General features: G+C 72.5%; 21 protein-coding genes and 2 pseudogenes. 13 read left to right on the top strand and 10 right to left on the bottom strand.

All coding sequences use genetic code 11. The annotated features are described in order from the left end of the window. The 3 genes from JL475_RS21395 to JL475_RS21385 all read left to right on the top strand — a co-directional run bounded on the left by JL475_RS21395 (position 1) and on the right by JL475_RS21385 (position 2,487). A complete protein-coding gene (locus JL475_RS21395) occupies positions 1–1,065 on the top strand; it encodes an alpha-hydroxy acid oxidase (protein WP_202279420.1) in 1,065 nt (354 codons plus the stop codon). A 384-nt stretch (positions 1,066–1,449) separates the two neighbouring features. Continuing rightward, positions 1,450–1,680, top strand: a complete 231-nt coding sequence (locus tag JL475_RS21390) for an e9imm peptide (protein ID WP_202279419.1) — start codon at positions 1,450–1,452, stop codon at positions 1,678–1,680. Positions 1,681–1,947: 267 nt separating this feature from the next. Further along, entirely contained in the window at positions 1,948–2,487 is a 540-nt protein-coding gene (locus JL475_RS21385; RefSeq protein WP_202279418.1) for a hypothetical protein, read from the top strand. A 16-nt stretch (positions 2,488–2,503) separates the two neighbouring features. On the opposite strand, the gene JL475_RS21380 is transcribed toward JL475_RS21385, so the two are convergent. Then, positions 2,504–3,502, bottom strand: a complete 999-nt coding sequence (locus JL475_RS21380) for an ATP-binding protein (protein ID WP_202279417.1) — start codon at positions 3,500–3,502, stop codon at positions 2,504–2,506. A 127-nt stretch (positions 3,503–3,629) separates the two neighbouring features. Then, on the bottom strand, positions 3,630–4,394 hold the full coding sequence (locus JL475_RS21375; RefSeq protein ID WP_202279416.1) for a CDP-alcohol phosphatidyltransferase family protein: 765 nt from the start codon (positions 4,392–4,394) through the stop codon (positions 3,630–3,632). A 108-nt stretch (positions 4,395–4,502) separates the two neighbouring features. On the opposite strand from JL475_RS21375, the gene JL475_RS21370 reads away from it, so the two are divergent. The 5 genes from JL475_RS21370 to JL475_RS40150 all read left to right on the top strand — a co-directional run bounded on the left by JL475_RS21370 (position 4,503) and on the right by JL475_RS40150 (position 9,507). Continuing rightward, on the top strand, positions 4,503–5,486 hold the full coding sequence (locus JL475_RS21370; protein WP_202279415.1) for a zinc-binding alcohol dehydrogenase: 984 nt from the start codon (positions 4,503–4,505) through the stop codon (positions 5,484–5,486). Between the two features lie 133 nt (positions 5,487–5,619). After that, on the top strand, positions 5,620–6,018 hold the full coding sequence (locus tag JL475_RS21365) for a 6-carboxytetrahydropterin synthase (RefSeq protein WP_202279414.1): 399 nt from the start codon (positions 5,620–5,622) through the stop codon (positions 6,016–6,018). Continuing rightward, positions 6,015–7,217 carry a glycosyltransferase family 4 protein gene (locus JL475_RS21360; protein WP_307825123.1) on the top strand — a complete coding sequence of 401 codons (1,203 nt, stop codon included), beginning with the start codon at positions 6,015–6,017 and terminating at the stop codon, positions 7,215–7,217. Before JL475_RS21365 ends, JL475_RS21360 begins: the two co-directional genes overlap by 4 nt. Further along, positions 7,214–8,254 (top strand): class I SAM-dependent methyltransferase, encoded by a 1,041-nt coding sequence (locus tag JL475_RS40155; RefSeq protein ID WP_237407827.1) that lies wholly within the window; start codon positions 7,214–7,216, stop codon positions 8,252–8,254. Before JL475_RS21360 ends, JL475_RS40155 begins: the two co-directional genes overlap by 4 nt. Positions 8,255–8,280: 26 nt before the next feature. Next, positions 8,281–9,507 (top strand): lysylphosphatidylglycerol synthase transmembrane domain-containing protein, encoded by a 1,227-nt coding sequence (locus tag JL475_RS40150; protein WP_237407853.1) that lies wholly within the window; start codon positions 8,281–8,283, stop codon positions 9,505–9,507. Here the strand turns inward: JL475_RS40150 and JL475_RS21350 are convergent. Next, positions 9,393–10,151: pseudogene (locus JL475_RS21350) on the bottom strand (creatininase family protein); the annotation flags it as partial. The gene JL475_RS40150 and the pseudogene JL475_RS21350 overlap by 115 nt on opposite strands. A gap of 41 nt (positions 10,152–10,192) precedes the next feature. Here JL475_RS21350 and ribA point away from each other — a divergent pair. Next, entirely contained in the window at positions 10,193–10,852 is a 660-nt protein-coding gene (gene ribA / locus JL475_RS21345) for a GTP cyclohydrolase II (protein WP_202279412.1), read from the top strand. Positions 10,853–10,907: 55 nt separating this feature from the next. On the opposite strand, the pseudogene JL475_RS21340 reads toward ribA, so the two are convergent. Then, positions 10,908–11,189: pseudogene (locus JL475_RS21340) on the bottom strand (hypothetical protein); the annotation flags it as partial. Positions 11,190–11,453: 264 nt separating this feature from the next. Here JL475_RS21340 and JL475_RS21335 point away from each other — a divergent pair. Beyond that, positions 11,454–11,897, top strand: coding sequence for a PPOX class F420-dependent oxidoreductase (locus tag JL475_RS21335; RefSeq protein ID WP_109380262.1), 444 nt, complete (start codon positions 11,454–11,456; stop codon positions 11,895–11,897). A 156-nt stretch (positions 11,898–12,053) separates the two neighbouring features. Next, the gene (locus JL475_RS21330; protein WP_202279410.1) at positions 12,054–12,464 is read left to right on the top strand and encodes a VOC family protein; all 411 of its coding nucleotides are present in this window, start codon (positions 12,054–12,056) and stop codon (positions 12,462–12,464) included. A 75-nt stretch (positions 12,465–12,539) separates the two neighbouring features. Here the strand turns inward: JL475_RS21330 and JL475_RS21325 are convergent, their stop codons facing one another. Together JL475_RS21325 and JL475_RS21320 are read right to left on the bottom strand one after the other, a co-directional pair. Further along, positions 12,540–13,895 carry an MFS transporter gene (locus JL475_RS21325; RefSeq protein ID WP_202279409.1) on the bottom strand — a complete coding sequence of 452 codons (1,356 nt, stop codon included), beginning with the start codon at positions 13,893–13,895 and terminating at the stop codon, positions 12,540–12,542. Between the two features lie 200 nt (positions 13,896–14,095). Beyond that, positions 14,096–14,761 carry a TetR/AcrR family transcriptional regulator gene (locus JL475_RS21320; protein WP_202279408.1) on the bottom strand — a complete coding sequence of 222 codons (666 nt, stop codon included), beginning with the start codon at positions 14,759–14,761 and terminating at the stop codon, positions 14,096–14,098. Positions 14,762–14,904: 143 nt separating this feature from the next. Here JL475_RS21320 and JL475_RS21315 point away from each other — a divergent pair, with 143 nt between their 5' ends. Then, positions 14,905–15,789, top strand: coding sequence for a shikimate dehydrogenase (locus JL475_RS21315; RefSeq protein WP_202279407.1), 885 nt, complete (start codon positions 14,905–14,907; stop codon positions 15,787–15,789). A gap of 65 nt (positions 15,790–15,854) precedes the next feature. Next, positions 15,855–17,681: a bifunctional sugar phosphate isomerase/epimerase/4-hydroxyphenylpyruvate dioxygenase family protein gene (locus JL475_RS21310; protein WP_202279406.1), complete on the top strand. Its 1,827-nt coding sequence runs from the start codon at positions 15,855–15,857 to the stop codon at positions 17,679–17,681. 23 nt (positions 17,682–17,704) lie between these two features. On the opposite strand, the gene JL475_RS21305 is transcribed toward JL475_RS21310, so the two are convergent. The 4 genes from JL475_RS21305 to zwf form a co-directional block, all read right to left on the bottom strand. Next, complete coding sequence (locus JL475_RS21305; protein ID WP_202279405.1) at positions 17,705–18,289, bottom strand: histidine phosphatase family protein; 585 nt, start codon at positions 18,287–18,289, stop codon at positions 17,705–17,707. Between the two features lie 5 nt (positions 18,290–18,294). After that, a complete protein-coding gene (gnd, locus tag JL475_RS21300) occupies positions 18,295–19,245 on the bottom strand; it encodes a phosphogluconate dehydrogenase (NAD(+)-dependent, decarboxylating) (RefSeq protein ID WP_202279404.1) in 951 nt (316 codons plus the stop codon). Positions 19,246–19,315: 70 nt separating this feature from the next. After that, on the bottom strand, positions 19,316–20,251 hold the full coding sequence (gene opcA / locus JL475_RS21295; RefSeq protein WP_202279403.1) for a glucose-6-phosphate dehydrogenase assembly protein OpcA: 936 nt from the start codon (positions 20,249–20,251) through the stop codon (positions 19,316–19,318). After that, positions 20,248–21,822 (bottom strand): glucose-6-phosphate dehydrogenase, encoded by a 1,575-nt coding sequence (zwf, locus tag JL475_RS21290; RefSeq protein WP_202279402.1) that lies wholly within the window; start codon positions 21,820–21,822, stop codon positions 20,248–20,250. Before zwf ends, opcA begins: the two co-directional genes overlap by 4 nt. Positions 21,823–22,083: the final 261 nt, after the last annotated feature.

Raw genomic sequence — 22,083 nt, 5'->3', positions numbered from 1 at the left:
ATGACGTCGAGCACCGTCCGGCCGCGAACCGCCGTCGCCGCGATCACCGCGGGCCCGGGGCTGGCGGAGCGGGCGCGCGCCGTCCTGCCGACCGCGGCCCACGCGTTCTACGCCGCCGGGGCCGACGAGCAGATCAGCGCGGGCGAGGCGGCCGGGGCCTGGCGGTCCCGGCGGCTCGCCCCGCGCGTGCTGCGGGACGTGTCGGCGGTCGACACCGGCACGGAACTGCTGGGCAGCCGGCTCGACTCGCCCGTGCTGGCCGGCCCGACCGCGTTCCACCGGATGGCCCACGACGAGGGTGAGACGGCCACCGCGGCGGGCGTGGCGGCGGCCGGTTCGCTGATGGTGCTCTCCTCCCGGGCCACCCGGTACCCGGAGGACGTCGCGGCGGCGGCCGGCCCTTGGTGGTACCAGGTCTACTGGCTGCGCGACCGCGACCTCACCCGCCGTCAGGTGGAACGGGCGACGGCAGCGGGGGCGCGGGCGCTGGTCCTGACCGTCGACGCGCCCTACGTCCCGCCGAGGGCCACGGGCGGACTGCCGCTCCCGCTGCCGCAGGACGACGAACTGTGCCGCTCGGTCGGGGTCGCCACCCGGCTCCCGGGCTGGGAGCAGGACCCTTCGGTCGGGCTCGGCGCCATCGCCGAACTGGGACGCATTTCCGGCCTTCCGGTGCTGGTCAAGGGCGTGCTGCGGGCGGACGACGCGCAGGCGTGCGTGACGGCGGGGGCGGCGGGGGTCATCGTCTCCAATCACGGAGGCCGCCAGCTCGACCGTGCGGTGGCGACGGCCGACGTCCTGCCCCCGGTGGCGGCCGCCGTCGGGGACCGGGTACCGGTCCTGGTCGACGGCGGCATCGAGACGGGCACCGACGTCCTGATCGCCCTCGCGCTCGGCGCGCGTGCCGTCCTGGTCGGCCGTCCGGTCCTGTGGGCCCTGGCACTGGACGGAGCCGACGGGGTGGCATCGCTGCTGAACTCGTACCGGAGCCAGCTGGAGACGGCCATGGCACTGGCCGGAGCCGCCCGGCTGGACGACATCCACGCGGATCTGCTGCACGGGTAGCCCGGCTGCTGCCCCGAGCCGACGGCGTCCCGCGGCGGCCGTGCGTGCCGGGCGCCGCAAGCCGGGCGCCCGTTTCGTTCGGAGCTCCGAGGAGTCGAGCCGCCCTCTCGATGGGCGGGCGCCGCCTCTCTGCATCCGTCGGCCGAGGCCATCCAGGTCAAGCACATCCTCGGAGCCGGCGCTCCCGCGGCCGGAGCGGCCGAACTCGTCGTCGGCGACGATCGGAGCGTGGGTACCGAGACGGAGCCGACCTCGGAGCGGGTCTCAGGGACCGGAGAGGGCCGAGGCGGACCGCTGTCCGTCGCAGGCTGCTCGCCGACCCCTTGCGGGCGCCGGACCGAACTGCTCGACACCTGGATCACGGTGACCTGGCGGAGGGACTTGATGAGCGCTGTGGAAATGAGTCGCGCGGAGGCGGTCGCGCTCGTGCAGCGGATCATGGAAGCGGACCACACCTCGGACGACGAGGTGGGCGGCCGGCTGGACAGGCTCGGCAGAGCCCTGGCATGCCCGCCCGGTCATGTCAGCGACTTGATCTTCTGGCCGCCGGAGCGGCAGCTCTCGGCTGATGAAGTAGTCGATCAGGCCCTGGGGTACCGGCCGATCGCTTGGTGAAGTCGGGGTTCAGCTGGTCGGGGCTCAGCCGCGAGACCGGATGAGCAGGGTCGCGGTGGTTGCGGGTGCAGGAAGCCGGAAGGATCCCGTGCCCGGTTCTCGACGTCCCCCGTGGGTGAAGGGTCCCGTCGCCCTGCCGTCGGTTCGTACCTCGTGCTCACGCGATCGGGTGATGCTGTCGAGGACGGGCACGGGTGGCGGCCGTGGGCCGTTCGATCCAGTGACGAGGGCTTCTCGTCGTTCTCATCGCAGACCACGGGGGTACACATGGGTCTCTGCTTTCATCGCAACCCCGACGGGACGACGACCGGGCGCAACGACGCCAGCGGGTTCAGCGTGACGCATGCCGACGAGGAGGAGGTGAAGAGGCTGTTGTACGAGGACGCGGGGTGGGAGTACACGCCGCCACCGCCGCCGGTTCCGGCGGGGTTCCATCGGTTCGCGCTGGTGCACGAGGAGTTCGGTGCGGCCGGGTTCGGGGACGAGCGGTACGCGGGGGTGCGGGAGCGGCCGCCGGAGGGCTGTGTGCCGGTCGACCAGGGGTGTTTCGCGCTGGAGTGCGAGCGGCCGGGGAAGACGCTGCTGGACGCGGTCGCCGGGACCGTCGCGGAAGTCCGGCGCGAGCACGGGCTGGTGTTGAACAGCCTGGGGGTCGAGAAGCCGCAGGAGTGGCTCGGTGACGACAGGGACGGGTGTGCGGCGGTGATCGCCGCACACCCGTTGCTGATGGGCACCCACCGTGCCCGGCTGCTCGGGTACGGGCGCAAGGACCTGGTCCGGCTGCTCGACGCGACCGGTATCGGGTAGCCGGGCGGGACCAGGATCAGGGGCAGGGCAGGAGGGCCGCCGGGCCGGGGGCGAAGTCCGGGTCGATCTGGGAGGCCAGGTCCTCGCCGGTGCGGGCGTCGGCCCAGGCGCGGGCGTTGCGGAGGTGGAACTCCACGGCGTGGCGGTGGAGTCGGTCCCAGTCGCGGGGGTGGGAGTCGACGGCCTCGCGCAGGACGGTCAGGGCGTGGCGGTTGTGGGGTTCCAGTGTGCTCAGGGGGTCCGAGGCGTCCGCGGCGCCGGGGCCGGCCGGTGCCGCCCTGCCCTGTTCCGCCGCCCGTACCCAGTCCGAGTGCACGAGGTGGGTCAGGAGGTCGTCGCCCACCTGGTTCTTGAGGAAGAGGAGGTCGTCCTCGCAGGTCACCTTGTTGCCGACGACCGCGACACGGATGCCGAACTCGCGCGCGTGGTCCCGGTACTGACGGTAGACGGAGACACCCTTGCGGGTGGGTTCGGCGACCAGGAAGGTGAGGTCGAAGCGGGTGAACAGGCCGGAGGCGAAGGCGTCGGCGCCCGCGGTCATGTCGACCACCACGTATTCGCCGGGGCCGTCCACCAGGTGACCCAAGTACAGCTCCACCGCACCGAGCTTGGAGTGGTAGCAGGCCACGCCCAGGTCGCTGTCGTCGAACTGGCCCGTCGCCATCAGCGGGACACCGCCGGCCCGGACGACGTGCCGCGCGTGCAGTTCGTCGTCGCCCAGCAGGCGCAGAAGGCGTGAACCGCGGCCGGGCGGGGTCGTCTTGATCATCGACTCGGTGGAGGTGATGCGGGGGTTGGTGCCGCGCAGGTAGGTCTTGATGTCATGCAGGCGCGGGCCCAGGGGAGGGGGCGTCACCGGGGCGCTCTCGGCGGGGGCGAGGGCCTCGGCCAGGTGCTGGTTGATGTCGCCGTCGATGGCGAGGACCGGGGCGCCGGTGCTCGCCAGGTGACGGGAGAAGAGGGCGGACATCGTCGTCTTGCCGCTGCCGCCCTTGCCGACGAACGCGATCCTCATCGGCACTCCACCGTCTTGAAAACGAATGTCATGTCGGTAGGTTTAGAGGGGGGCCGGAGTGGTGTCAAACACTTCGGGGCGTGTCGGCGCAACCTCATGCCTACGGGTCGAGGAGGGGGAAGAGGCATCAGCCCGCGACGAGTTCGCGCACCGGCTGTTCGGTGCGGGAGGCGGGCCGCAGTCGCGAGGTGCGCCACAGCCACAGGACGTCGCGGCCGAACGACCACAGCAGCAGGCCCAGGGCCAGCGCCACCACCCCGACGTTGACCGGGTGCGGCAGCAGGTCCGCGCCCGCCACCAGCAGGAGGACGCCCTGCAGCGCGGCCACCGTCTTGCGGGCCGTGCTCGGCGGGAGGGCGGCGTTCAGCCACGGCCACACCCGGGCCGCGGCGACGAAGACGTACCGCATACCGCCGATCAGCAGCACCCAGGGGCCCATCGCCATCGACACGTACACGCTCAGCACCAGGATGAGGAACGCGTCGACCTCCATGTCGAAGCGGGCGCCCAGCGCGGTCGACGTGCCGGTCCTGCGCGCCACCTTGCCGTCCACCCCGTCGAGGACGAGGGCCACGGCGGTCAGTCCGACGAGGAGGGAGACGGGCGGAGTGTCCTGGAAGGAGTCGGCGACCAGCGCGGTCACCCCGCCCACCAGGATCGCCCGGCCGAGCGTCACCCGGTTGGCCGGGCCGAACGAGCGCAGCCGGGACCGGTGCAGGGCCCGGGAGAGCACCGCCCAGGTGGCGATCGCGAACGCGAGGCCGGTCAGCCAGCCCGCCGGGCCCATGCCGATCGCCGTACCGAGAAGCGCCAGCAGCAGGACCTGTACGCCCGCCCCCACGGCGGTCTCCTGCTGTACGAGCCTCGCGTCGTAACTGTTGTTCAGGGCCACCGAACACCCTCCGGCCGTGTGACAGAGTCGATCAACGCCGCTACCTTGTGCGCGGCCTGTGCACCCCTCGGTACGGGTGCAACTCGCCGTTCGTTCAGGAGGAATTCGATGAACCGCACCGCTCATGCGTTCTGGCTCGACTCGCCCGGTCGAGGTGAGATCCGCGAGATCGCCCTGCCCGCCCCCGGTGAGGACGAGGTGCTGGTGCGCTCGCTGTACTCCGGGGTGAGCCGCGGTACGGAGACCCTCGTCTTCCGCGGCGGGGTGCCCGAGAGCCAGTACACGGCGATGCGCGCGCCGTTCCAGGAGGGCGACTTCCCGGGGCCGGTGAAGTACGGCTACCTCAACGTGGGCGTGGTGGAGGAGGGATCGGCGGCACTCGTCGGGCGCACGGTCTTCTGCCTCTACCCGCACCAGACCCGTTACGTCGTCCCGGCGAGCGCCGTGACACCCGTGCCCGACGACGTGCCCGCCGGCCGGGCCGTGCTGGCCGGCACCGTGGAGACCGCCGTCAACGCCCTGTGGGACGCGGCGCCGTTGATCGGCGACCGGATCGCCGTCGTCGGCGGCGGCATGGTCGGCAGCTCGGTGGCCGCGCTGCTGGCCCGTTTCCCCGGCGTGCGCGTCCAGCTCGTCGACGCCGACCCGGCGCGCGCCGAGACCGCCGAGGCCCTCGGCGTCGGATTCGCGCTGCCCGAGGACGCCTTGGGCGACTGCGACCTGGTCGTGCACGCCAGCGCCACCGAGCAGGGGCTCACCCGGGCGCTCGAACTGCTCGGCGCCGAGGGCACGGTGATCGAACTGAGCTGGTACGGCGACCGGAAGGTGAGCCTCCCGCTGGGCGAGGCCTTCCACTCCCGGCGGCTCGCCATCCGCAGCAGCCAGGTCGGCACGGTCTCCCCGGCCCGCCCCGGCCGCAGTTACGCCGACCGGCTCGCCCTCGCCCTCGGCCTGCTGGCCGACCCCGCGCTCGACGCGCTGATCACCGGTGAGTCCCCGTTCGAGGAGCTGCCCGACGTCATGCCCCGCCTCGCCTCCGGCGAGATCCCGGCCCTGTGCCACCTCGTCCGCTACGACCGGGCCACGCCCTGATCGAAGGGCCACCGTCTGACCTGAGAAAAGACGGACCGGAGGCTGAACGCCGAACGGCGAACAGCCGTACTACACGGCATCCCCGGCGGCGATCGGCCGGGGGGCAGACGCGCCGCACCTGGAGGGTCGTCCGTTGTTCAGCATCACCGTCCGCGATCACATCATGATCGCCCACAGCTTCCATGGCGAGGTCTTCGGACCGGCCCAGCGCCTGCACGGGGCCACGTTCCTCGTGGACGCCGCGTTCCGGCGCGAACAGTTGGACGAGGACAACCTCGTCGTCGACATCGGCCTCGCGACGCAGGAACTCGGGGCCGTCGTCGGCGAGCTGAACTACCGCAACCTCGACGACGAACCTGACTTCGCGGGGATCAACACCTCCACGGAGTTCCTGGCCAAGGTCATCGCCGACCGGCTGGCCGAGCGCATCCACAAGGGCGCGCTGGGCGAGAACGCCAAGGGCATCGCGGGGCTCACGGTCACCCTGCACGAGTCGCACATCGCCTGGGCGAGTTACGAGCGTGAGCTGTGAACGACGCCACCGCCACCGTGACCGGCACGGCCACCCAGCGGGCCCGCCTGGACTACGTCCCCCAACAGGCCTCCCTCCCGGGGAACGGAGGGATCATCCCCATGTCCCTGCGCTCCGTGCACTTCCTGATGCCGGGCGGCGTCGACGACCCGGCCGCACCGAGCGGCGGCAACGCCTACGACCGGCGCGTCTGCCTGGACCTGCCCGGATTCGGCTGGGAGGTGCAGCGGCACGCCGTGGCCGGTGACTGGCCCCGCCCGGACGCCGCCGCCCGTACCGCGCTCGCCCGCACCCTGCGCGAACTGCCCGACGGCGCCGTCGTCCTGCTGGACGGACTGGTCGCCTGCGGGGTCCCCGAGATCATCCTCCCGGAGGCGGAACGGCTGCGGATGGCCGTCCTCGTCCACCTCCCGCTCGGCGACGAGACCGGGCTCGACCCGGCGGTCGCCGCCGACCTGGACGCCCGTGAGCGTACGGTGCTGCGCGCGGTGCCGGCCGTCATCGGCACCAGCGACTGGGCGGTACGCCGCCTGGTCTCCCACCACGGGCTCGCACCCGACCGGGTCCACGTCGCCGCTCCCGGCGCCGACATCGCGCCCCTCGCCTCCGGCACCGACGGCGTCTCCCGGCTGCTGTGCGTCGCCGCCCTCACCCCGCGCAAGGGCCAGCACCGACTGGTCGAGGCGCTGGCGGCGGTGTCCGACCTGCCGTGGAGCTGCGCGCTGGTCGGCGGGCTCGGCCACGACCCCGAGTACGTCGCCCATCTGCGGTCCCTGATCGGCCGATACGGCCTCCAGGACCGGCTGGAGCTGGCGGGACCGAAATCCGGCGCCGAACTCGACGCCAGTTACGCCACCGCCGACCTGATGGTCCTCACCTCGTACGCCGAGACGTACGGCATGGCGGTCACCGAGGCGCTGGCGCGTGGCATCCCGGTGCTGGCCACCGATGTCGGCGGCCTGCCCGAGGCGGTCGGCCGCGCCCCCGACGGCGGGGTGCCCGGCATCCTCGTACCGCCGGAGAACCCCGCCGCCATCGCCGTCGAACTCCGCGGCTGGTTCGGCGAGGCGGACGTCCGCCGCCGGTTGAAGGCGGCCGCGCGTGGCCGGCGTGCCGCCCTCGGCGGCTGGGCGAGCACCGCACAGAGCCTGGCGGCGGTACTGCGCCGGCTTCCGACCGAACCCCGGAGGGCCGCATGACCAGCCCGTCGACGACGCAGACCCCGTCAACGACGCAGACCCCGTCAGCAGCGCGGACGGCCCAGGAGACGCAGCCGACGGCACCGGCCGGACCGGGCGGCCCCGCCACCCGGCAGTCCGTCATCCCCGGGGCCGGTCCCGTGCTCCGTCCCGGGGAGCGGGACACCCTCCGGCTGCGGGAGGTCGCCACCGCCGACACCGATGAACCCGCCCGGTACGCGCCCGAATGGCTCCAACTGCGGGAACCCGCCGACGCCTGCGCACGCGCCCACGACCTGCTCGACCCGCTGCGCATCCGGCTCGCCAACCTGCCGCAGCGGGCCGGCGGTTTCGTCGTCCACGACATCGGCTGCGGCACCGGCTCCATGGGCCGCTGGCTCGCGCCCCGGCTGGACGGCGCCCAGCACTGGATCCTGCACGACCGGGACCCCTACCTCCTCCACTTCGCCGCCGTCGCCTCCCCGCGGTCCGCCGCCGACGGCAGCCGTGTCAGTGTGGAGACCCGGCGCGGCGACGTCGCCCGGCTCACCCCGGACGCCCTGGTCGGCGCCTCCCTGGTGACCGCGTCCGCACTGCTCGACGTCCTCACCCGCGAGGACGTCGACGCCCTCGCCGCCGCCTGCGCCGGAGCCGGCTGCCCGGCCCTGCTCACGCTCTCGGTGGCCGGACGCGTCGAACTGACCGCGCCGCACCCGCTGGACCAGGAGATCACCGAGGCGTTCAACGCCCACCAGCGCCGGGACGGACTGCTCGGCCCGGACGCGGCCACCGTCGCCGCGGAGGCCTTCGCCGACCACGGCGCGACCGTGCGGCTCGACCCGAGCCCCTGGCGGCTCGGCCCCGAACAGGCCGAACTGACCGCGCAGTGGCTGCGGGGCTGGGTCGGCGCGGCGGTCGAGGAACGCCCCGAACTGGCCGAGCCCGCGGGCCGTTACCTGACCGAGCGCCTGGAGGCCTGCGCGGCGGGCGAACTGCGGGTCGTCGTCCACCACAACGACCTGCTCGCCCTGTGCCGGCCGTCGGGCGCCGCCGCGTGAGTGCCCGGACGGTGGAAACACCGGTCCTGGACCCCCCGGTACCGCGCCCCGGCAGCGCCCCGCGCGCTCTCCTCGCCCGGCTCAACACCCCCGCCGTGCGCACCCGCCTCGGCAGCGCCGCCGGTGTCCTCATCCTCGCCGTGCTGCTGTGGCGCCTGGGCACCGGCGTCCTCCTCGACGGGCTGCGCCGGATCGACGGGCCCGCCGTGCTGGCGGCGCTCGGGATCGGGCTGGTGACCACGGTGTTCAGCGCCTGGCGCTGGGCCCTGGTGGCCCGGGGCCTGAGGATCCGGCTGCCGCTCGTCCCGGCCGTCGCCGACTACTACCGCGCCCTGTTCCTGAACGCGGCCCTGCCCGGTGGCGTCCTCGGCGACGTCCACCGCGCGGTGCGGCACGGGCAGAGCACCGGTGACCTGGGCCGCGGGGTGCGGTCCGTGGTGCTGGAGCGGGCCGCCGGACAGCTGGCGCTGTTCGCCGCCGGGGCCGTGATGCTGCTGACCATGCCGTCACCGGTCCGGGACGACATGCGGCAGGCCGCCCCGCTCGTGGGCCTCGCCGCACTCGGCGCCTGCGCCGTCGTCCTCGCCCTGCGGATGAACCGGTCGGCGTCGTCACGCCGGGACCGGGCGCCGCGGCCGGTGCTCGCCGAGGCCCGCGAGGGGCTGCTGTCCCGGCGCAACGGACCAGGTGTGCTGCTCTCCTCCCTCGTCGTGCTCGCCGGATACCTGGCGATGTTCGTCCTCGCCGCCCGCGTCGCCGGAGTCGGCGCGCCGGTCACCGAGCTGCTGCCGCTGGGCGTACTGGCGCTGCTCGCCATGGCGCTGCCACTGAACGTCGGCGGCTGGGGCCCCCGGGAGGGCGTCGCCGCCTGGGCGTTCGGCGCCGCGGGACTGGGCGCGGGCCGGGGGCTGGCCGTCGCCGTGGTCTACGGGGTGCTCAGCCTCGTGGCGAGCCTGCCCGGGGTGATCGTGCTCGTCGCCCGCTGGTACGCGGAACTGCGCGCCGGGCGGCGGACGGCCGCCACCGCCGCCCCCGGCGCCCAGGAGGACACGGCCTATGAGCCGTCGTTCACCGCGCCGGCCGAACCGGTGGTGTCCGCCGAACCGGCCGGGGCCGCCGCCTCCGTCGGGGTGCTGCCGGAGGTGAGCATCGAGAAATACGCGCCGAAGGAATCCACGAGGCTCGCCAGAAGCTCTCTGCCCTTTTCCGCGGAGCCCAGTGAAGGGCGTCCGATGACACCGGAATCGGTATAGGCGGTCATTCCCAGCGTGAGCAACCGGCGCCGGTCGTCGGCGACGTGATCGGAGGTCTCATAACCGGCCCGGAGCAATTCGGGATGAGTGTGCAGAAGGACGGAGGTCTCGATTTCCCCCGCGTGCATGTCGGTGAGCAGCGAGGTGACCACGCCGGCGTGCCGGCGCGCGGTCTCCCAGTCCTCCGGCGCCGGGAACAGCGACATGCGCTCGCCGCGGGCGGAGGATTCCTGAACGACGTTGCCGAGTACGTAGTTTCCGCCGTGCCCGTTGACCAGCACCAGGGTGTCCACGCCGGAACGGCGCAGCGAGTCGGCGATGTCCCGTATCACCGCGTGAAGGGTCACGGAGGAGATGGAGACGGTCCCCGGCCAGGCCGCGTGCTCGTGCGAGCAGGAGATCGTCACCGGAGGGAGGAGATGCACCGGGTACGTGTCGGCGATCTCCCTCGCGACGGCACACGCCACCAGGGTGTCGGTCACCAGCGGAAGGAACGGGCCGTGCTGCTCGAAACTCCCGACGGGAAGAACCGCGATCTGCCGTGAGACGTCGGCGCCTCGATTCCGTACATCTTCTGTAGTATCCGCCGGCAACAGACCGTGGACCGGGCCGTATGCCGCCGACCGCTTTTGTGAACCACTCATCTCTTCACGGCCTTTCGTCTCTGCTTAGGAACTCGAGAATCATGACAGAAAACATAGGCGTACTCGCCAAGAAGCCACCCCAGCGGACCGGCGTGGAACGTGTCGTGAATGCGCCGTTGCCCACCGTGTACGGAAAGTTCCAGGCGGTCGGCTACCTCGACCACGACCGCGGTGACGAACAAGTCGCCCTGGTCCACGGCGACATCGGCACGGACCGGGTCCTCACCCGGCTGCACTCGGAGTGCCTGACCGGCGACGCGTTCGGCTCCCAGCACTGCGAGTGCGGCGACCAGCTCGCCGCCGCACTGCGCGCGGTGGCCGCCGAAGGGGCCGGTGTCGTCCTCTACTTGAGAGGACACGAGGGCCGCGGCATCGGCCTGCTGGCGAAGCTGCGCGCGATGGCCCTGCAGGCGGAGGGGCTGGACACCGTCGAGGCGAACCTCGCCCTCGGCCTGCCGGTGGACGCCCGCGACTACGGTGTCGCCGCCGGCATGCTCCAGGACCTGGGCGTACGGTCGGTGCGGCTGATGTCCAACAACCCCCGCAAGCACGAGGCGTTGGTACGGCACGGTGTCCAGGTCGCCGAGCAGGTACCGCTGTTGATACCGCCGTGCGAGAGCAACATCACCTACCTGCGGACCAAGCGGGAACGCCTCGACCACGACCTGCCCCACCTGGACGCGGTGGCGCACTGGTCCTGACGGCCCACCGGCCCCGGCACCCCCGGCGGCGAACCGGCGTCCGGCCGGCCGGCGTTCAGCCGGTCACGGCCTCGTGCACCAGCCGCCTGAGGTCCGGGAACACCGAGTGGGAGGACCGGGGCCGCACCTGCGTGCAGAACTGCACGGCCAGGTCGCGGCCCGGGTCGACCCGGAACGCGGTGGTGGCGACCCCGGTCCAGCCGTACGTGCCGAGGCCGGACGGGAACCGGGGACGGCCCCGCAGCGGCAGCCCGGCGATGGGCTCGATGCCGCCGTCGTCCGTCTCGCCGTACAACTCCGCGAGCCGCCCGCCCCGCGCGACGGCGACGAGGAAGCCGGGCAGCCGCCCCTCGTCGACCTCGTGCGCGAAGTGCCGGCCCAGCCGGTCCAGTGCCTCCGCGTCCAGTGCGGTCTCCGCCGGGTCGGCCTCCTGCCGCAGCAGTCCCATCGCACGCTCCTTCGACCACGCTCACGAGCTGAGTCCGGGATACCCCGCCCGGAGCACGTCAGGCCTCGTCGGACCGGGTGAACACACCGGCGCACCCGGGCGGACGGCGAGGGCGACGGGAACGACGGGGCCGGTGCGGGCGTTGCAGGGGGTATGACACAGGACACACTGCCCGCGCTGCTCGCACTGATCGGTGACCACAACGGTGGCGTGCTCGTCACGCTGAAACAGGACGGCCGACCCCAGCTGTCGAACGTCAACCACGCCTACTACCCCGACGAGCGGCTGATCCGTGTCTCGATCACGGACGACCGGGCCAAGACCCGCAACCTGCGGCGGGACCCCCGGGCTTCCTACCACGTGACCACCCCCGACCGGTGGGCGTACACGGTCGCCGAGGGCACCGCCGAACTGTCCCCCGTCGCCGCCGATCCGCACGACGAGACGGTGCGGGAACTGATCCGGCTCTACCGCGACGTCAACGGCGAACACCCCGACTGGGACGACTACCGCGCCGCCATGGTCCGCGACCGCCGCCTCGTACTGCGACTGCGGGTGGAGCGGGCGTACGGGATTCCCCGGCGAGGCGAGTCGTAGGACCCGGGGGCGAGTCGTAGGACCTGGGGGCGGGGCGTAGGACCCGAGGCCCCCGCCGGGCGACCGATGGTTCGGTGATCGGTGGGGTGTCTACGCTGCGGAACGGATCGGCGCCGGTTCCGGCGCGGAGGAGCGCACCCCAGGGGAGAGGGCATCATGTCCGTCGACGGCCGCAGTCACATCCGTATCGCCCGCCCGTCCCGGGACCTCGCCGCGGCCGAGCGGTTCTGGTGCGGCGGGCTCGGATTGAGCGTGGTGTGGCGGACCGAGGGCGGCGCCCCGCCCGGTGGACACGACCTGCTGATGCTGGGCTGGCCGGACGCCGACTGGCACCTCGAACTGGTGTATGAACCCGGTCGGCCCGTCGAGCCCCGGCCCACCGAGGAGGACCTGCTGGTGATCTACCTCGACGGCCCGGTCCCGGACGACCTGGTCGGTCGGCTCGAGCAGCACGGCGGCACGACGGTCCCGTCCCCCAATCCGTACTGGAACGAGTGGGGCGTCACCCTCGAGGACCCCGACGGTTACCGGCTGGTGCTGTGCCGGCGCGGGTGGTCCAACCGGTAGGCGGGGCGGGCGGAGCCGTGCCGACGTGAGACCCCTGGAGCCGGACACCGGCTCCAGGGGTCGAAGTGAGCGGGGTCAGGTCGTCACTTTCTCCGGCTGGGTCGCGCCGTCGGCCGTGCGTTCGCCGAGCAGTTCGGTCGGGACGCGGTGGGTCTCCCGTGCGGAGAGCGCCGCGATCACCGGCGGGACGCACAGGGCGGCCGTGAAGAGCGCCACCGCCGTCCAGTCGTCCCCGTCCGGGCCCGCGATCTGTGCGGCGAAGGTGACCGCGAAGCCGGCCACGGCGAAGCCGATCTGGGTGCCGATCGCCATGCCCGAGAGCCGCACCCGGGTCGGGAACATCTCGCCGTAGAAGGACGGCCACACACCGTTCGCGGCGCTGTAGACGACGCCGAAGGCGATGATGCCCAGCAGCATCGTCAGGGCGAAGTCGCCGGTGGAGACGACCCACAGGTACAGGAACATCGTCACCGCGCTGCCGACGGCGCCGACCAGGAAGACCGGGCGGCGGCCGATGCGGTCGGAGAGCACGGCCCACATGGGGATCGCGGCGAGCGCGGCGACGTTCGCCAGCGCGGCCACCCACAGCATCGACGTGCGGGACATGCCGACCGCGTCACTGGTCGCGTACGCCAGCGCCCACACCGTGAAGATCGTGCTGACCGAGGCGATCAGCGCACCCGCGACCACCCGCAGGACGTCCGCCCAGTGCTCGCGCAGCAGCACGGCCAGGGGCAGCTTCACGACTCCCTCGGTGGCGGTCTGCTGCTCGAAGGCCGGGGTCTCGTCGAGCTTGCGGCGGATGACGTACCCGACCACGGCGACCGCGACGCTCATCCAGAACGGCACCCGCCAGCCCCAGGAGAGCAACTGCTCCTCGGGCATCGCGGCCACCGGGATGAAGACCAGCGTGGCCAGCAGCTGGCCGCCCTGCGTACCGCTCAGGGTGAAGCTGGTGAAGAAGCCCCGCCGGTGGGGCGGCGCGTGTTCCAGGGTCATCGAGTTCGCGCTGGCCTGTTCGCCGGCCGCCGAGACGCCCTGCAGGATGCGGCACAGCACCAGCAGGGCCGGCGCGAGGGTGCCGACCTGGTCACGGGTGGGCAGACAGCCGATGAGGAACGTCGACACGCCCATCAGCATCAGCGTGAAGACCATGATCTTCTTACGGCCGACCCGGTCCCCGTAGTGGCCGAGGAACAGCGCGCCGAGGGGCCGGGCCGCGTACGCGACACCGAACGTCGCCAGCGACAGCAGGGTCGCGGTGGCCGGGTCGGAGTCGTCGAAGAACACCTCCGGGAAGATCAGCGCCGCCGCGCTGCCGTAGATGAAGAAGTCGTAGTACTCCAGGGCGCTGCCGATCCAGGCGGCGGTCGCCGCCTTCTTCGGCTGTCCGGGCGGGGAGGCGTCGCGGGGCGGTGCGGGGACGGACACGGCGGGCTCCTTCGAGGGGACTCCACGACGGTGCGCGGAGGATGAGCTGAGGGGAGAAGCCGGTGCGCTAATTAACCCACTGGATAGTTAGTCGCGGCTGGATAGGGATGCTGCGCCCGACGGCTTCCGGTGTCAAGAGGTGGCGTCGTGCGGAGTCGGCCCGGGATCCGCCGGGGCTCGGGGGCGCTGCCCTCCGCCCGTCAGTCCGTGGCCCGCTCCGCCGTCAGGTACGCGATCACCATGTCGCCCAGCATCGCCCGGTAGTGCTCGCGCCGCTCCGGGGCGACCAGGTCGCGGCCGAACAGCGCGCCGAAGGTGTGCCGGTTGGACACCCGGAAGAAGCAGAACGAGCTGATCATCGCGTGCAGGTCGACGGCGTCCACATCGGCCGTGAACAGGCCGGACTCCTGCCCCGCGGCCAGGATCCGGCGGATCACGTCGAGCGCCGGCGAGCCCATCCGGCCGAGCTCATCGGAGGCCCTGATGTGCTCCGCGCCGTGGATGTTCTCGATGCTCACCAAGCGGATGAAGTCCGGGTGCCGCTCATGGTGGTCGAAGGTCACCTCCGCCAGCCGCCGGATGGCCGCCACCGGGTCCAGGTGGTCGACGTCCAACTGCTGCTCGGCCTCGCGGATCACGCCGTACGCGCGCTCCAGCACGGCCGTGAACAGCTTTTCCTTGCCGCCGAAGTAGTAGTAGATCATCCGCTTGGTGGTGCTGGTGCGGGCGGCGATCTCGTCGACGCGGGCCCCGTCGTAGCCGGCCCGGGCGAACTCCCGCGTCGCCACGTCGAGGATCTCGGCCCTGGTGCGGGCGGCGTCACGGATGCGCTCGCCGGGCCGTGCCGGTTCTTCGACGCTGGTCATGGAGTTCCTTCGGGCGAGGGTATGCGGTGCGGTGATTGTAGAAGGGAGCCGTCATCGACCGGCCGGGGCTTCCATGAGGCCCCGACCGGCTGATATAGCTAACGTACTGGTTCGTACATTAGTGAGTGGTCTCTGGAGGCCCGGTGCTCAAGGACTCGTATCTCGTCGGGCTGATCGGCTCCGGCATCGGCCCGTCGCTCAGCCCCGCGCTGCACGAGCGGGAGGCCGACCGGCAGGGTCTGCGCTGTCTGTACCGGCTCCTCGACCTCGACACGATCGGCGTGCCGCCCGAGGCGGTGGGCGAGCTGCTGCGCGCCGCGCGGCTGCTCGGATTCGACGGGCTCAACATCACCCACCCGTGCAAACGGCTCGTCGTCGAGCACCTCGACGCACTCGATCCGCAGGCCGAGGCGCTCGGCGCGGTCAACACCGTCGTCTTCGAGGGCGGCCGGGCCGTCGGCCACAACACGGACGTCACCGGCTTCGCCGCCTCCTTCGCCCGCGGCCTGCCCGACGTGCCGCTGGAGCGGGTGGTGCAGCTCGGCGCGGGCGGCGCCGGCGCCGCCGTCGCGCACGCCGTGCTCACCCTCGGCGCCGGACGGGTCACCGTGGCCGACGCCCTGCCCGAGCGGGCCGACGAACTCGCCGACTCCCTGAACCGGACCTTCGGAGCGGACCGCGCCGCCGCCGCCCCCCTGGACCGGCTGCCGGAGCTCCTGGCCGCCGCCGACGGCAGCGGCGGCCTGGTGCACGCGACCCCCACCGGCATGGCGGCCCACCCGGGACTGCCGCTGCCCGCGGAGCTGCTGCACCCCGGGCTGTGGGTCGCCGAGGTCGTCTACCGACCCCTGGAGACCGAGCTCCTGCGCACCGCCCGCGCGGCGGGCTGCGCCACCCTCGACGGCGGCGGCATGGCCGCCTTCCAGGCCGCGGACGCGTTCCGCCTGTTCACCGGGCGGGAACCCGACCGGGCCCGCATGCTCGCGGACCTCACCGAACTCACCGGCCCCGTCGCAGCACCCCAATAGCCCCCAGAGCCTTCAGACTCCACAGCCCTCAGAGCACGGAACTTCACGGAAGCAGAGATACCGACGTGCGTACGTCCATCGCCACCGTCTCCCTCAGCGGCACCCTCACCGAGAAACTCACGGCCGCCGCCCGCGCCGGCTTCGACGGCGTGGAGATCTTCGAGAACGACCTGCTCGCCAGCCCGCTCACGCCACGGGAGATCCGCGCCCGCTGCCTCGACCTCGGACTCGGCATCGACCTCTACCAGCCGCTGCGGGACATCGAGGCCGTGCCCGCCGAGGCGTTCGCCCGCAACCTGCGCCGCGCCCGGCACAAGTTCGAGCTGATGGGCGAACTCGGCGCCGACACCGTGCTGGTCTGCTCCAGCGTCGACCCCGAGGCGATCGACGACGATGCCCTCGCCGCCGCACAGCTGCGCGAACTCGCGGACCTGGCTCAGGACTTCGGTATCCGGGTCGCGTACGAGGCGCTGGCCTGGGGGCGGCACGTCAGCACGTACGACCATGCCTGGCGCATCGTCGAGGCGGCCGGGCACCCGGCGCTCGGCACCTGCCTGGACAGCTTCCACATCCTCTCCAGGGGCTCCGACCCCAAGGGCATCGAGGAGATCCCCGGCGAGAAGATCTTCTTCCTCCAACTGGCCGACGCCCCGCTGCCCGCGATGGACGTCCTCCAGTGGAGCCGCCACCACCGCTGCTTCCCCGGGCAGGGCGGCTTCGACGTCGCCGGACTCGTCCGGCACGTCCTGCGCACCGGCTACGACGGGCCGCTGTCCCTGGAGGTGTTCAACGACGTGTTCCGGCAGGCCGAGGCAGCCCCGACCGCCGTGGACGCCCGGCGCTCCCTGCTCGTCCTGCAGGAGGAGGCGGGGGTGGCGCGGCCGCCCGCCCCCGTCGTCCCCACCGGTGTGGCCTTCGCCGAACTCGTCACCGCCGACGCCGAACCCCTCACCGGACTGCTGGGCGCCCTCGGCTTCACCCGCGCCGCCCGGCACCGGAGCAAACCCGTCGACCTCTGGCAGCAGGGCGAGGCCCGCCTCCTCGTCAACACCGGTACGGCCGTACGCCGCGACGGCACCCGGCTCGCCGCCGTCGGCCTGGAGTCGCCCGACCCCGCCGGTGCCGCCGCCCGCGCCGAAGCCCTGCTGGCGCCCGTCCTGCCGCGCCGCCGCGCCCCCGAGGACGCCCCGCTGGACGCCGTCGCCGCCCCCGACGGCACGGAACTGTTCTTCTGCGACGCCCGACTCGCCGGCTGGCGGGCCGACTTCGAGGACGTCGGGGAGCCTGCGGCCGGGTCTGCCGCGGCAGATTCGTCCGCCACGTCGGGGACCTGGCGCATCGACCATCTCGCGCTCACCCAGCCCTGGCACCACTTCGACGAGGCGGTCCTCTTCCACCGCAGCGTGCTCGGGCTGCGGGCCGAGGACAGCGTCGACGTCGCCGACCCCTACGGGCTGCAGCGCAGCCGCGCGGTCAGCAACGCCGACGGCACCGTCCGGATCGCCCTCACCGTCCAAGCCGCGCCCGGCGACGACACCGTGCACGCCCAGCACATCGCGTTCGCCACCGACGACGTGGTCGCCGCGGCCCGCCGGCTGCGCGACGCGGGCGTCCCGTTGCTGCCGATCCCGGCGAACTACTACGACGACCTCGCCGCCCGCCACGAGTTCGCCGACGGCGAGCTGGAGGCCTACCGCGAACTGGGCATCCTCTACGACCGCGACGAGCACGGAAGCCTGCGGCACTGCTACACCCGCACCGTCGGCCGGGTGTTCTTCGAACTCCTCCAGCGCGACGGCGGACACCGCGGCTACGGCGCCCGCAACGCACCGGTGCGGCTGGCCGCCCAGCACGCCGTCCGGACGTCGACCGCCCTCACCTCCCAGCCGTAGGACAGGGCACCGGCGGCACGGCCTCAGGGCCGGGTGTTCCACTCCGCGAGCACCGGGCTGCCGTGCTCCAGCGACAGCCGGCTCAGCGTCCCCGTCTCCAGCCGGAACAGCCGCCCGTCCGCGGGCGGCAGACCCAGCCGCCGTGCGGTCAGCACCCGCAGCAGATGACCGTGCGCCACGAGCATCACATCACCCGCATCGAGCGCCCCGACCACCCGGGACAGCACCCGGTCGGCCCGCTCGCCGACCTGCGCGGCGGACTCGCCGGGAAACTCCGGACCGGACGGCACCCCGTCGGTCCACAGGTCCCAGCCGGGCCGGGCGCGTCGGATGTCCGCGGTGGTGACGCCCTCGTAGCCGCCGTAGTCCCACTCCCGCAGGTCCGGCTCCGGCACCGCCCCCGCCAGCCCCGCGAGTTCGGCGGTGCGCCGGGCGCGGAGCAGCGGACTGGTGAGCACGAGCGCGAAGGCGCGGCCCGCGAGCAGCGGGGCCAGGGACCTGGCCTGGTCCTCGCCGCCCGGGGTCAGGGGCAGATCGGTACCACCGGTGTGCCGTCCCGCCCTGCTCCACTCCGTCTCACCGTGCCGGGCCAGCAGGAGGTCTCCCACGACCGCTACGCCCAGTCCTCCTGCTCCTGCTCCTGCTCCTGCTTCTGTTCCTGCTCCCGTTTCCGATCCGGGGCGTCCCGGTCCGCGGACTCGACCGCGTGGCCGCCGAACTGGTTGCGCAGCGCCGCGACCATCTTCATCTGCGGCGAGTCCTCCTGCCGGGAGGCGAACCGCGCGAACAGGGAGGCGGTGATCGCGGGGAGCGGCACCGCGTTGTCGATGGCGGCCTCCACGGTCCAGCGGCCCTCGCCCGAGTCCTCGGCGTAGCCGCGCAGCTTCTCCAGGTGGGCGTCCTCGTCGAGGGCGTTGACCGCCAGGTCGAGCAGCCAGGAGCGGATGACCGTGCCCTGCTGCCAGGAGCGGAACACCTCGCGGACGTTGTCCACCGAGTGGACCTTCTCCAGCAGCTCCCAGCCCTCGGCGTAGGCCTGCATCATGGCGTACTCGATGCCGTTGTGGACCATCTTCGCGAAGTGACCGGCGCCGACCTTGCCCGCGTGGACGTAGCCGTACGGGCCCTCCGGCTTGAGCGCGTCGAAGATCGGCTTCAGCCGCTCCACGTGCTCCTCCTCGCCGCCGACCATGAGGGCGTAGCCGTGCTCCAGCCCCCACACCCCGCCCGAGACACCCGCGTCGACGAAGCCGATGCCCCGGGCGCCCAGCTCCTTGGCGTGCTTCTCGTCGTCCGTCCACCGGGAGTTGCCGCCGTCGACGACGGTGTCACCGGGCTTGAGCAGGCTCCCCAGCTGATCGATGACGTGCTGGGTGACCGTGCCGGCCGGGACCATCACCCAGACGACGCGCGGCAGGTCGAGCCGGTCGATGAGGTCGGACAGGTGGCCGACGTCGGAGCGGTCGGGGTTCGTGTCGTAGCCGACGACGGTGTGTCCGGCGGCACGGATGCGCTCACGCATGTTGCCGCCCATCTTGCCGAGACCAACAAGGCCGATCTGCATGTCAGTTCACTTCCTGGGTTCGGTTGGGGCGGCCCGCCGGGGGCGCCGGGTCGGTGCGGGGGAGGGGGCGTCAGACACGGGTGGGGACCTCCTCGGTGGCCTCGCCGCGCAGGGCGACGGCGTACATCTCGTCCGCGTCGAGACGCCTGAGCTCCTCCGCGATCAGCTCGGAGAGGGGGCGTACCTTCAGCGCGAGCCGCCGTGACGGCTGCCCCGGCAGCGACAGCGTGGCCATCGGGCCCTCCGGGCGGTCGATGACGATCTCGCCGTCCACCGTGCCCAGGCGCACGCCGGTGACCACCGGGCCGGCCGTCTCCACCCGCTCGACCGGCACGTCCAGCCGGGCCTCCAGCCAGCGCGCCAGCAGTTCCGCGCTCGGATTGTCGGCCTCGCTCTCCACGGACGCCGACGTCACCGTCAGCTGGGCCTGGTCCAGGGCGGCGGCCAGCATGGACCGCCACGGCGTCAGCCTGGTCCAGGCCAGGTCGGTGTCGCCGGGCGCGTAGCAACGCCTCCGGGCGGCCAGCACCTCCAGGGGTTCCTCGACCGCGTACAGGTCGGTGATCCTGCGCTGGGCCAGCGCGCCCAGCGGGTCCCTCGACGGGTGCTCGGGCCCGTCCGCCGGCCACCAGACCACCACCGGGGCGTCCGGCAGCAGCAGCGGCAGCACCACCGAGTCGGCGTGGTCGGACACCTCGCCGTAGGTCCGCAGGACCACGGTCTCGCCGGTGCCGGCCTCCGAACCGACCCGCACCTCGGCGTCGAGGCGCGGGTGGGTGCGGTCGCGCGGGGTGCGGGCGTGGCGCCGGATGACGACGAGCATGCGCGAGGGGTGCTCGTGCGAGGCCTCCTCGGCGGCCTTGATCGAGTCGTAGGCGTTCTCCTCGTCCGTGACGATCACCATCGTCAGGACCATGCCCACGGCGGGGGTGCCGATGGTGCGGCGGCCCCGCACCAGCGCCTTGTTGACATCGCTTGCCGTGGTGTCGGTGAGGTCGATCTTCATGGCCTGCGCCAGCTCCGTCCGTCTCGTGCGAGCATCTCGTCGGCTTCCGCGGGTCCCCAGCTGCCCGAGGTGTACCGCGCGGGCCTGCCGTGGGATGCCCAGTGCTCCTCGACCGGGTCGAGGATCCTCCACGACTCTTCCACTTCCTGATGGCGGGGGAACAGGTTGGCGTCCCCCAGCAGGACGTCCAGGATGAGCCGCTCGTACGCCTCCGGGCTGGACTCGGTGAACGACTCGCCGTAGGCGAAGTCCATGGTCACGTCGCGGATCTCCATGGACGTGCCCGGCACCTTGGAGCCGAACCGCACCGTCATGCCCTCGTTCGGCTGCACCCGGATGACGATCGCGTTCTGCCCGAGCTCCTCGGTGGCCGTCGCGTCGAACGGCGAGTGCGGCGCCCGCTGCAGCACCACCGCGATCTCGGTGACCCGGCGGCCCAGCCGCTTCCCGGTGCGCAGGTAGAAGGGGACACCCGCCCAGCGGCGGTTGTCGACGTTCAGTTTGATCGCGGCGTAGGTGTCGGTGGTGGAGTCCGCGTCGATGCCCTCCTCCTCCGTGTAGCCGCACACCCGTCGGCCGCCCTGCCAGGCACCCGCGTACTGCCCGCGCACGGTGTGCAGGCCCAGGTCCTTCGGCAGTCGCACGGCCCGGAGCACCTTCAGCTTCTCGGCGAGCAGCGACGCCGCGTCGAAGGAGGCCGGTTCCTCCATGGCGGTGAGCGCCATCAGCTGGAGCAGGTGGTTCTGGATGACGTCGCGGGCGGCGCCGATGCCGTCGTAGTAGCCGGCCCGGCCGCCGATGCCGATGTCCTCGGCCATGGTGATCTGCACGTGGTCCACGAAGGACCGGTTCCACTCCGGCTCGAACAGTTGATTGGCGAAGCGGAGCGCCAGGATGTTCTGGACGGTCTCCTTGCCCAGGTAATGGTCGATCCGGAAGACCTGGTCCGGGGCGAACACCTCGTGGACGATCGCGTTGAGCTCCTGGGCCGACCTCAGATCGTGGCCGAAGGGCTTCTCGATCACCGCGCGCCGCCAGGAACCCTCGGGCGCGTCGGCCAGCCCGTGATTCCTCAGCTGCCGGACCACCTTCGGGAAGAACTTCGGCGGTACCGAGAGATAGAACGCGTAGTTGCCGCCGGTGCCTCGGGCGCTGTCCAACTCGGCCACGGCCGCGCGTAGTTGCTCGAACGCGGTGTCGTCTTCGAAGTCACCCGGAACGAACCGCATGCCCTCGGCGAGCTGCTGCCAGACCTCCTCGCGGAACGGAGTGCGGGCGTGCTCCTTGACCGCGTCGTGCACCACCTGCGCGAAGTCCTGGTCCGCCCAGTCCCGGCGGGCGAACCCGACCAGGGAGAAGCCCGGCGGCAGCAGACCCCGGTTGGCGAGGTCGTACACGGCCGGCATCAGCTTCTTGCGGGAGAGGTCGCCGGTCACGCCGAAGATGACGAGCCCGGAGGGGCCCGCGATCCGGGGGAGCCGGCGGTCGCGGGGGTCGTGCAGGGGGTTGGACCAGTCGGCTCCGGCCCCGTTCTCGCCTCCGCCTTCGGCCTCGCCCGTCTCCTCGGTCATTCCGCGTCAGCTCCCTGGGTGTCGAGGGTCTTCCCACCTACAGGGTGTCCCGGGAAGCGGGAACCTTCACCTCCGAGAAATCCAGGCGGGGCCCGCACCCGTGCTTTTCGCCCGCTCGCCCTTGAAAAGCCTTTGTTCCGAAGGAATGAATGCGTCTCTGCCTTCAGTGGTAAAAGTGTGACGTTACAAGCGGAAGGATGCCTCGAGGTGCTGGTTCCCGGTGGTCGCCCGCACGGGTGAGGGGCCCCACGCGCGCGTGGA

The sequence above is a fragment of the Streptomyces sp. M2CJ-2 genome (genome assembly GCF_016757295.1).
Classification (GTDB): domain Bacteria; phylum Actinomycetota; class Actinomycetes; order Streptomycetales; family Streptomycetaceae; genus Streptomyces.
The sequence above is the reverse complement of the archived record's forward strand: the minus strand, read 5'-3'. Positions and strand labels throughout refer to the sequence as shown.

What these genes read in the sequence shown, in the direction of transcription:
- JL475_RS21395 (WP_202279420.1), top strand. Translation starts at nt 1, where the DNA reads ATGACGTCGAGCACCGTCCGGCCGCGAACCGCCGTCGCCGCGATCACC.
- JL475_RS21385 (WP_202279418.1), top strand. Translation starts at nt 1,948, where the DNA reads ATGGGTCTCTGCTTTCATCGCAACCCCGACGGGACGACGACCGGGCGC.
- zwf (WP_202279402.1), bottom strand. Translation starts at nt 21,822, where the DNA reads ATGACCGAGGAGACGGGCGAGGCCGAAGGCGGAGGCGAGAACGGGGCC.
- opcA (WP_202279403.1), bottom strand. Translation starts at nt 20,251, where the DNA reads ATGAAGATCGACCTCACCGACACCACGGCAAGCGATGTCAACAAGGCG.
- gnd (WP_202279404.1), bottom strand. Translation starts at nt 19,245, where the DNA reads ATGCAGATCGGCCTTGTTGGTCTCGGCAAGATGGGCGGCAACATGCGT.
- JL475_RS21330 (WP_202279410.1), top strand. Translation starts at nt 12,054, where the DNA reads ATGTCCGTCGACGGCCGCAGTCACATCCGTATCGCCCGCCCGTCCCGG.
- JL475_RS21370 (WP_202279415.1), top strand. Translation starts at nt 4,503, where the DNA reads ATGAACCGCACCGCTCATGCGTTCTGGCTCGACTCGCCCGGTCGAGGT.
- JL475_RS21390 (WP_202279419.1), top strand. Translation starts at nt 1,450, where the DNA reads ATGAGCGCTGTGGAAATGAGTCGCGCGGAGGCGGTCGCGCTCGTGCAG.
- JL475_RS21380 (WP_202279417.1), bottom strand. Translation starts at nt 3,502, where the DNA reads ATGAGGATCGCGTTCGTCGGCAAGGGCGGCAGCGGCAAGACGACGATG.
- ribA (WP_202279412.1), top strand. Translation starts at nt 10,193, where the DNA reads ATGACAGAAAACATAGGCGTACTCGCCAAGAAGCCACCCCAGCGGACC.
- JL475_RS21335 (WP_109380262.1), top strand. Translation starts at nt 11,454, where the DNA reads ATGACACAGGACACACTGCCCGCGCTGCTCGCACTGATCGGTGACCAC.
- JL475_RS40155 (WP_237407827.1), top strand. Translation starts at nt 7,214, where the DNA reads ATGACCAGCCCGTCGACGACGCAGACCCCGTCAACGACGCAGACCCCG.
- JL475_RS21320 (WP_202279408.1), bottom strand. Translation starts at nt 14,761, where the DNA reads ATGACCAGCGTCGAAGAACCGGCACGGCCCGGCGAGCGCATCCGTGAC.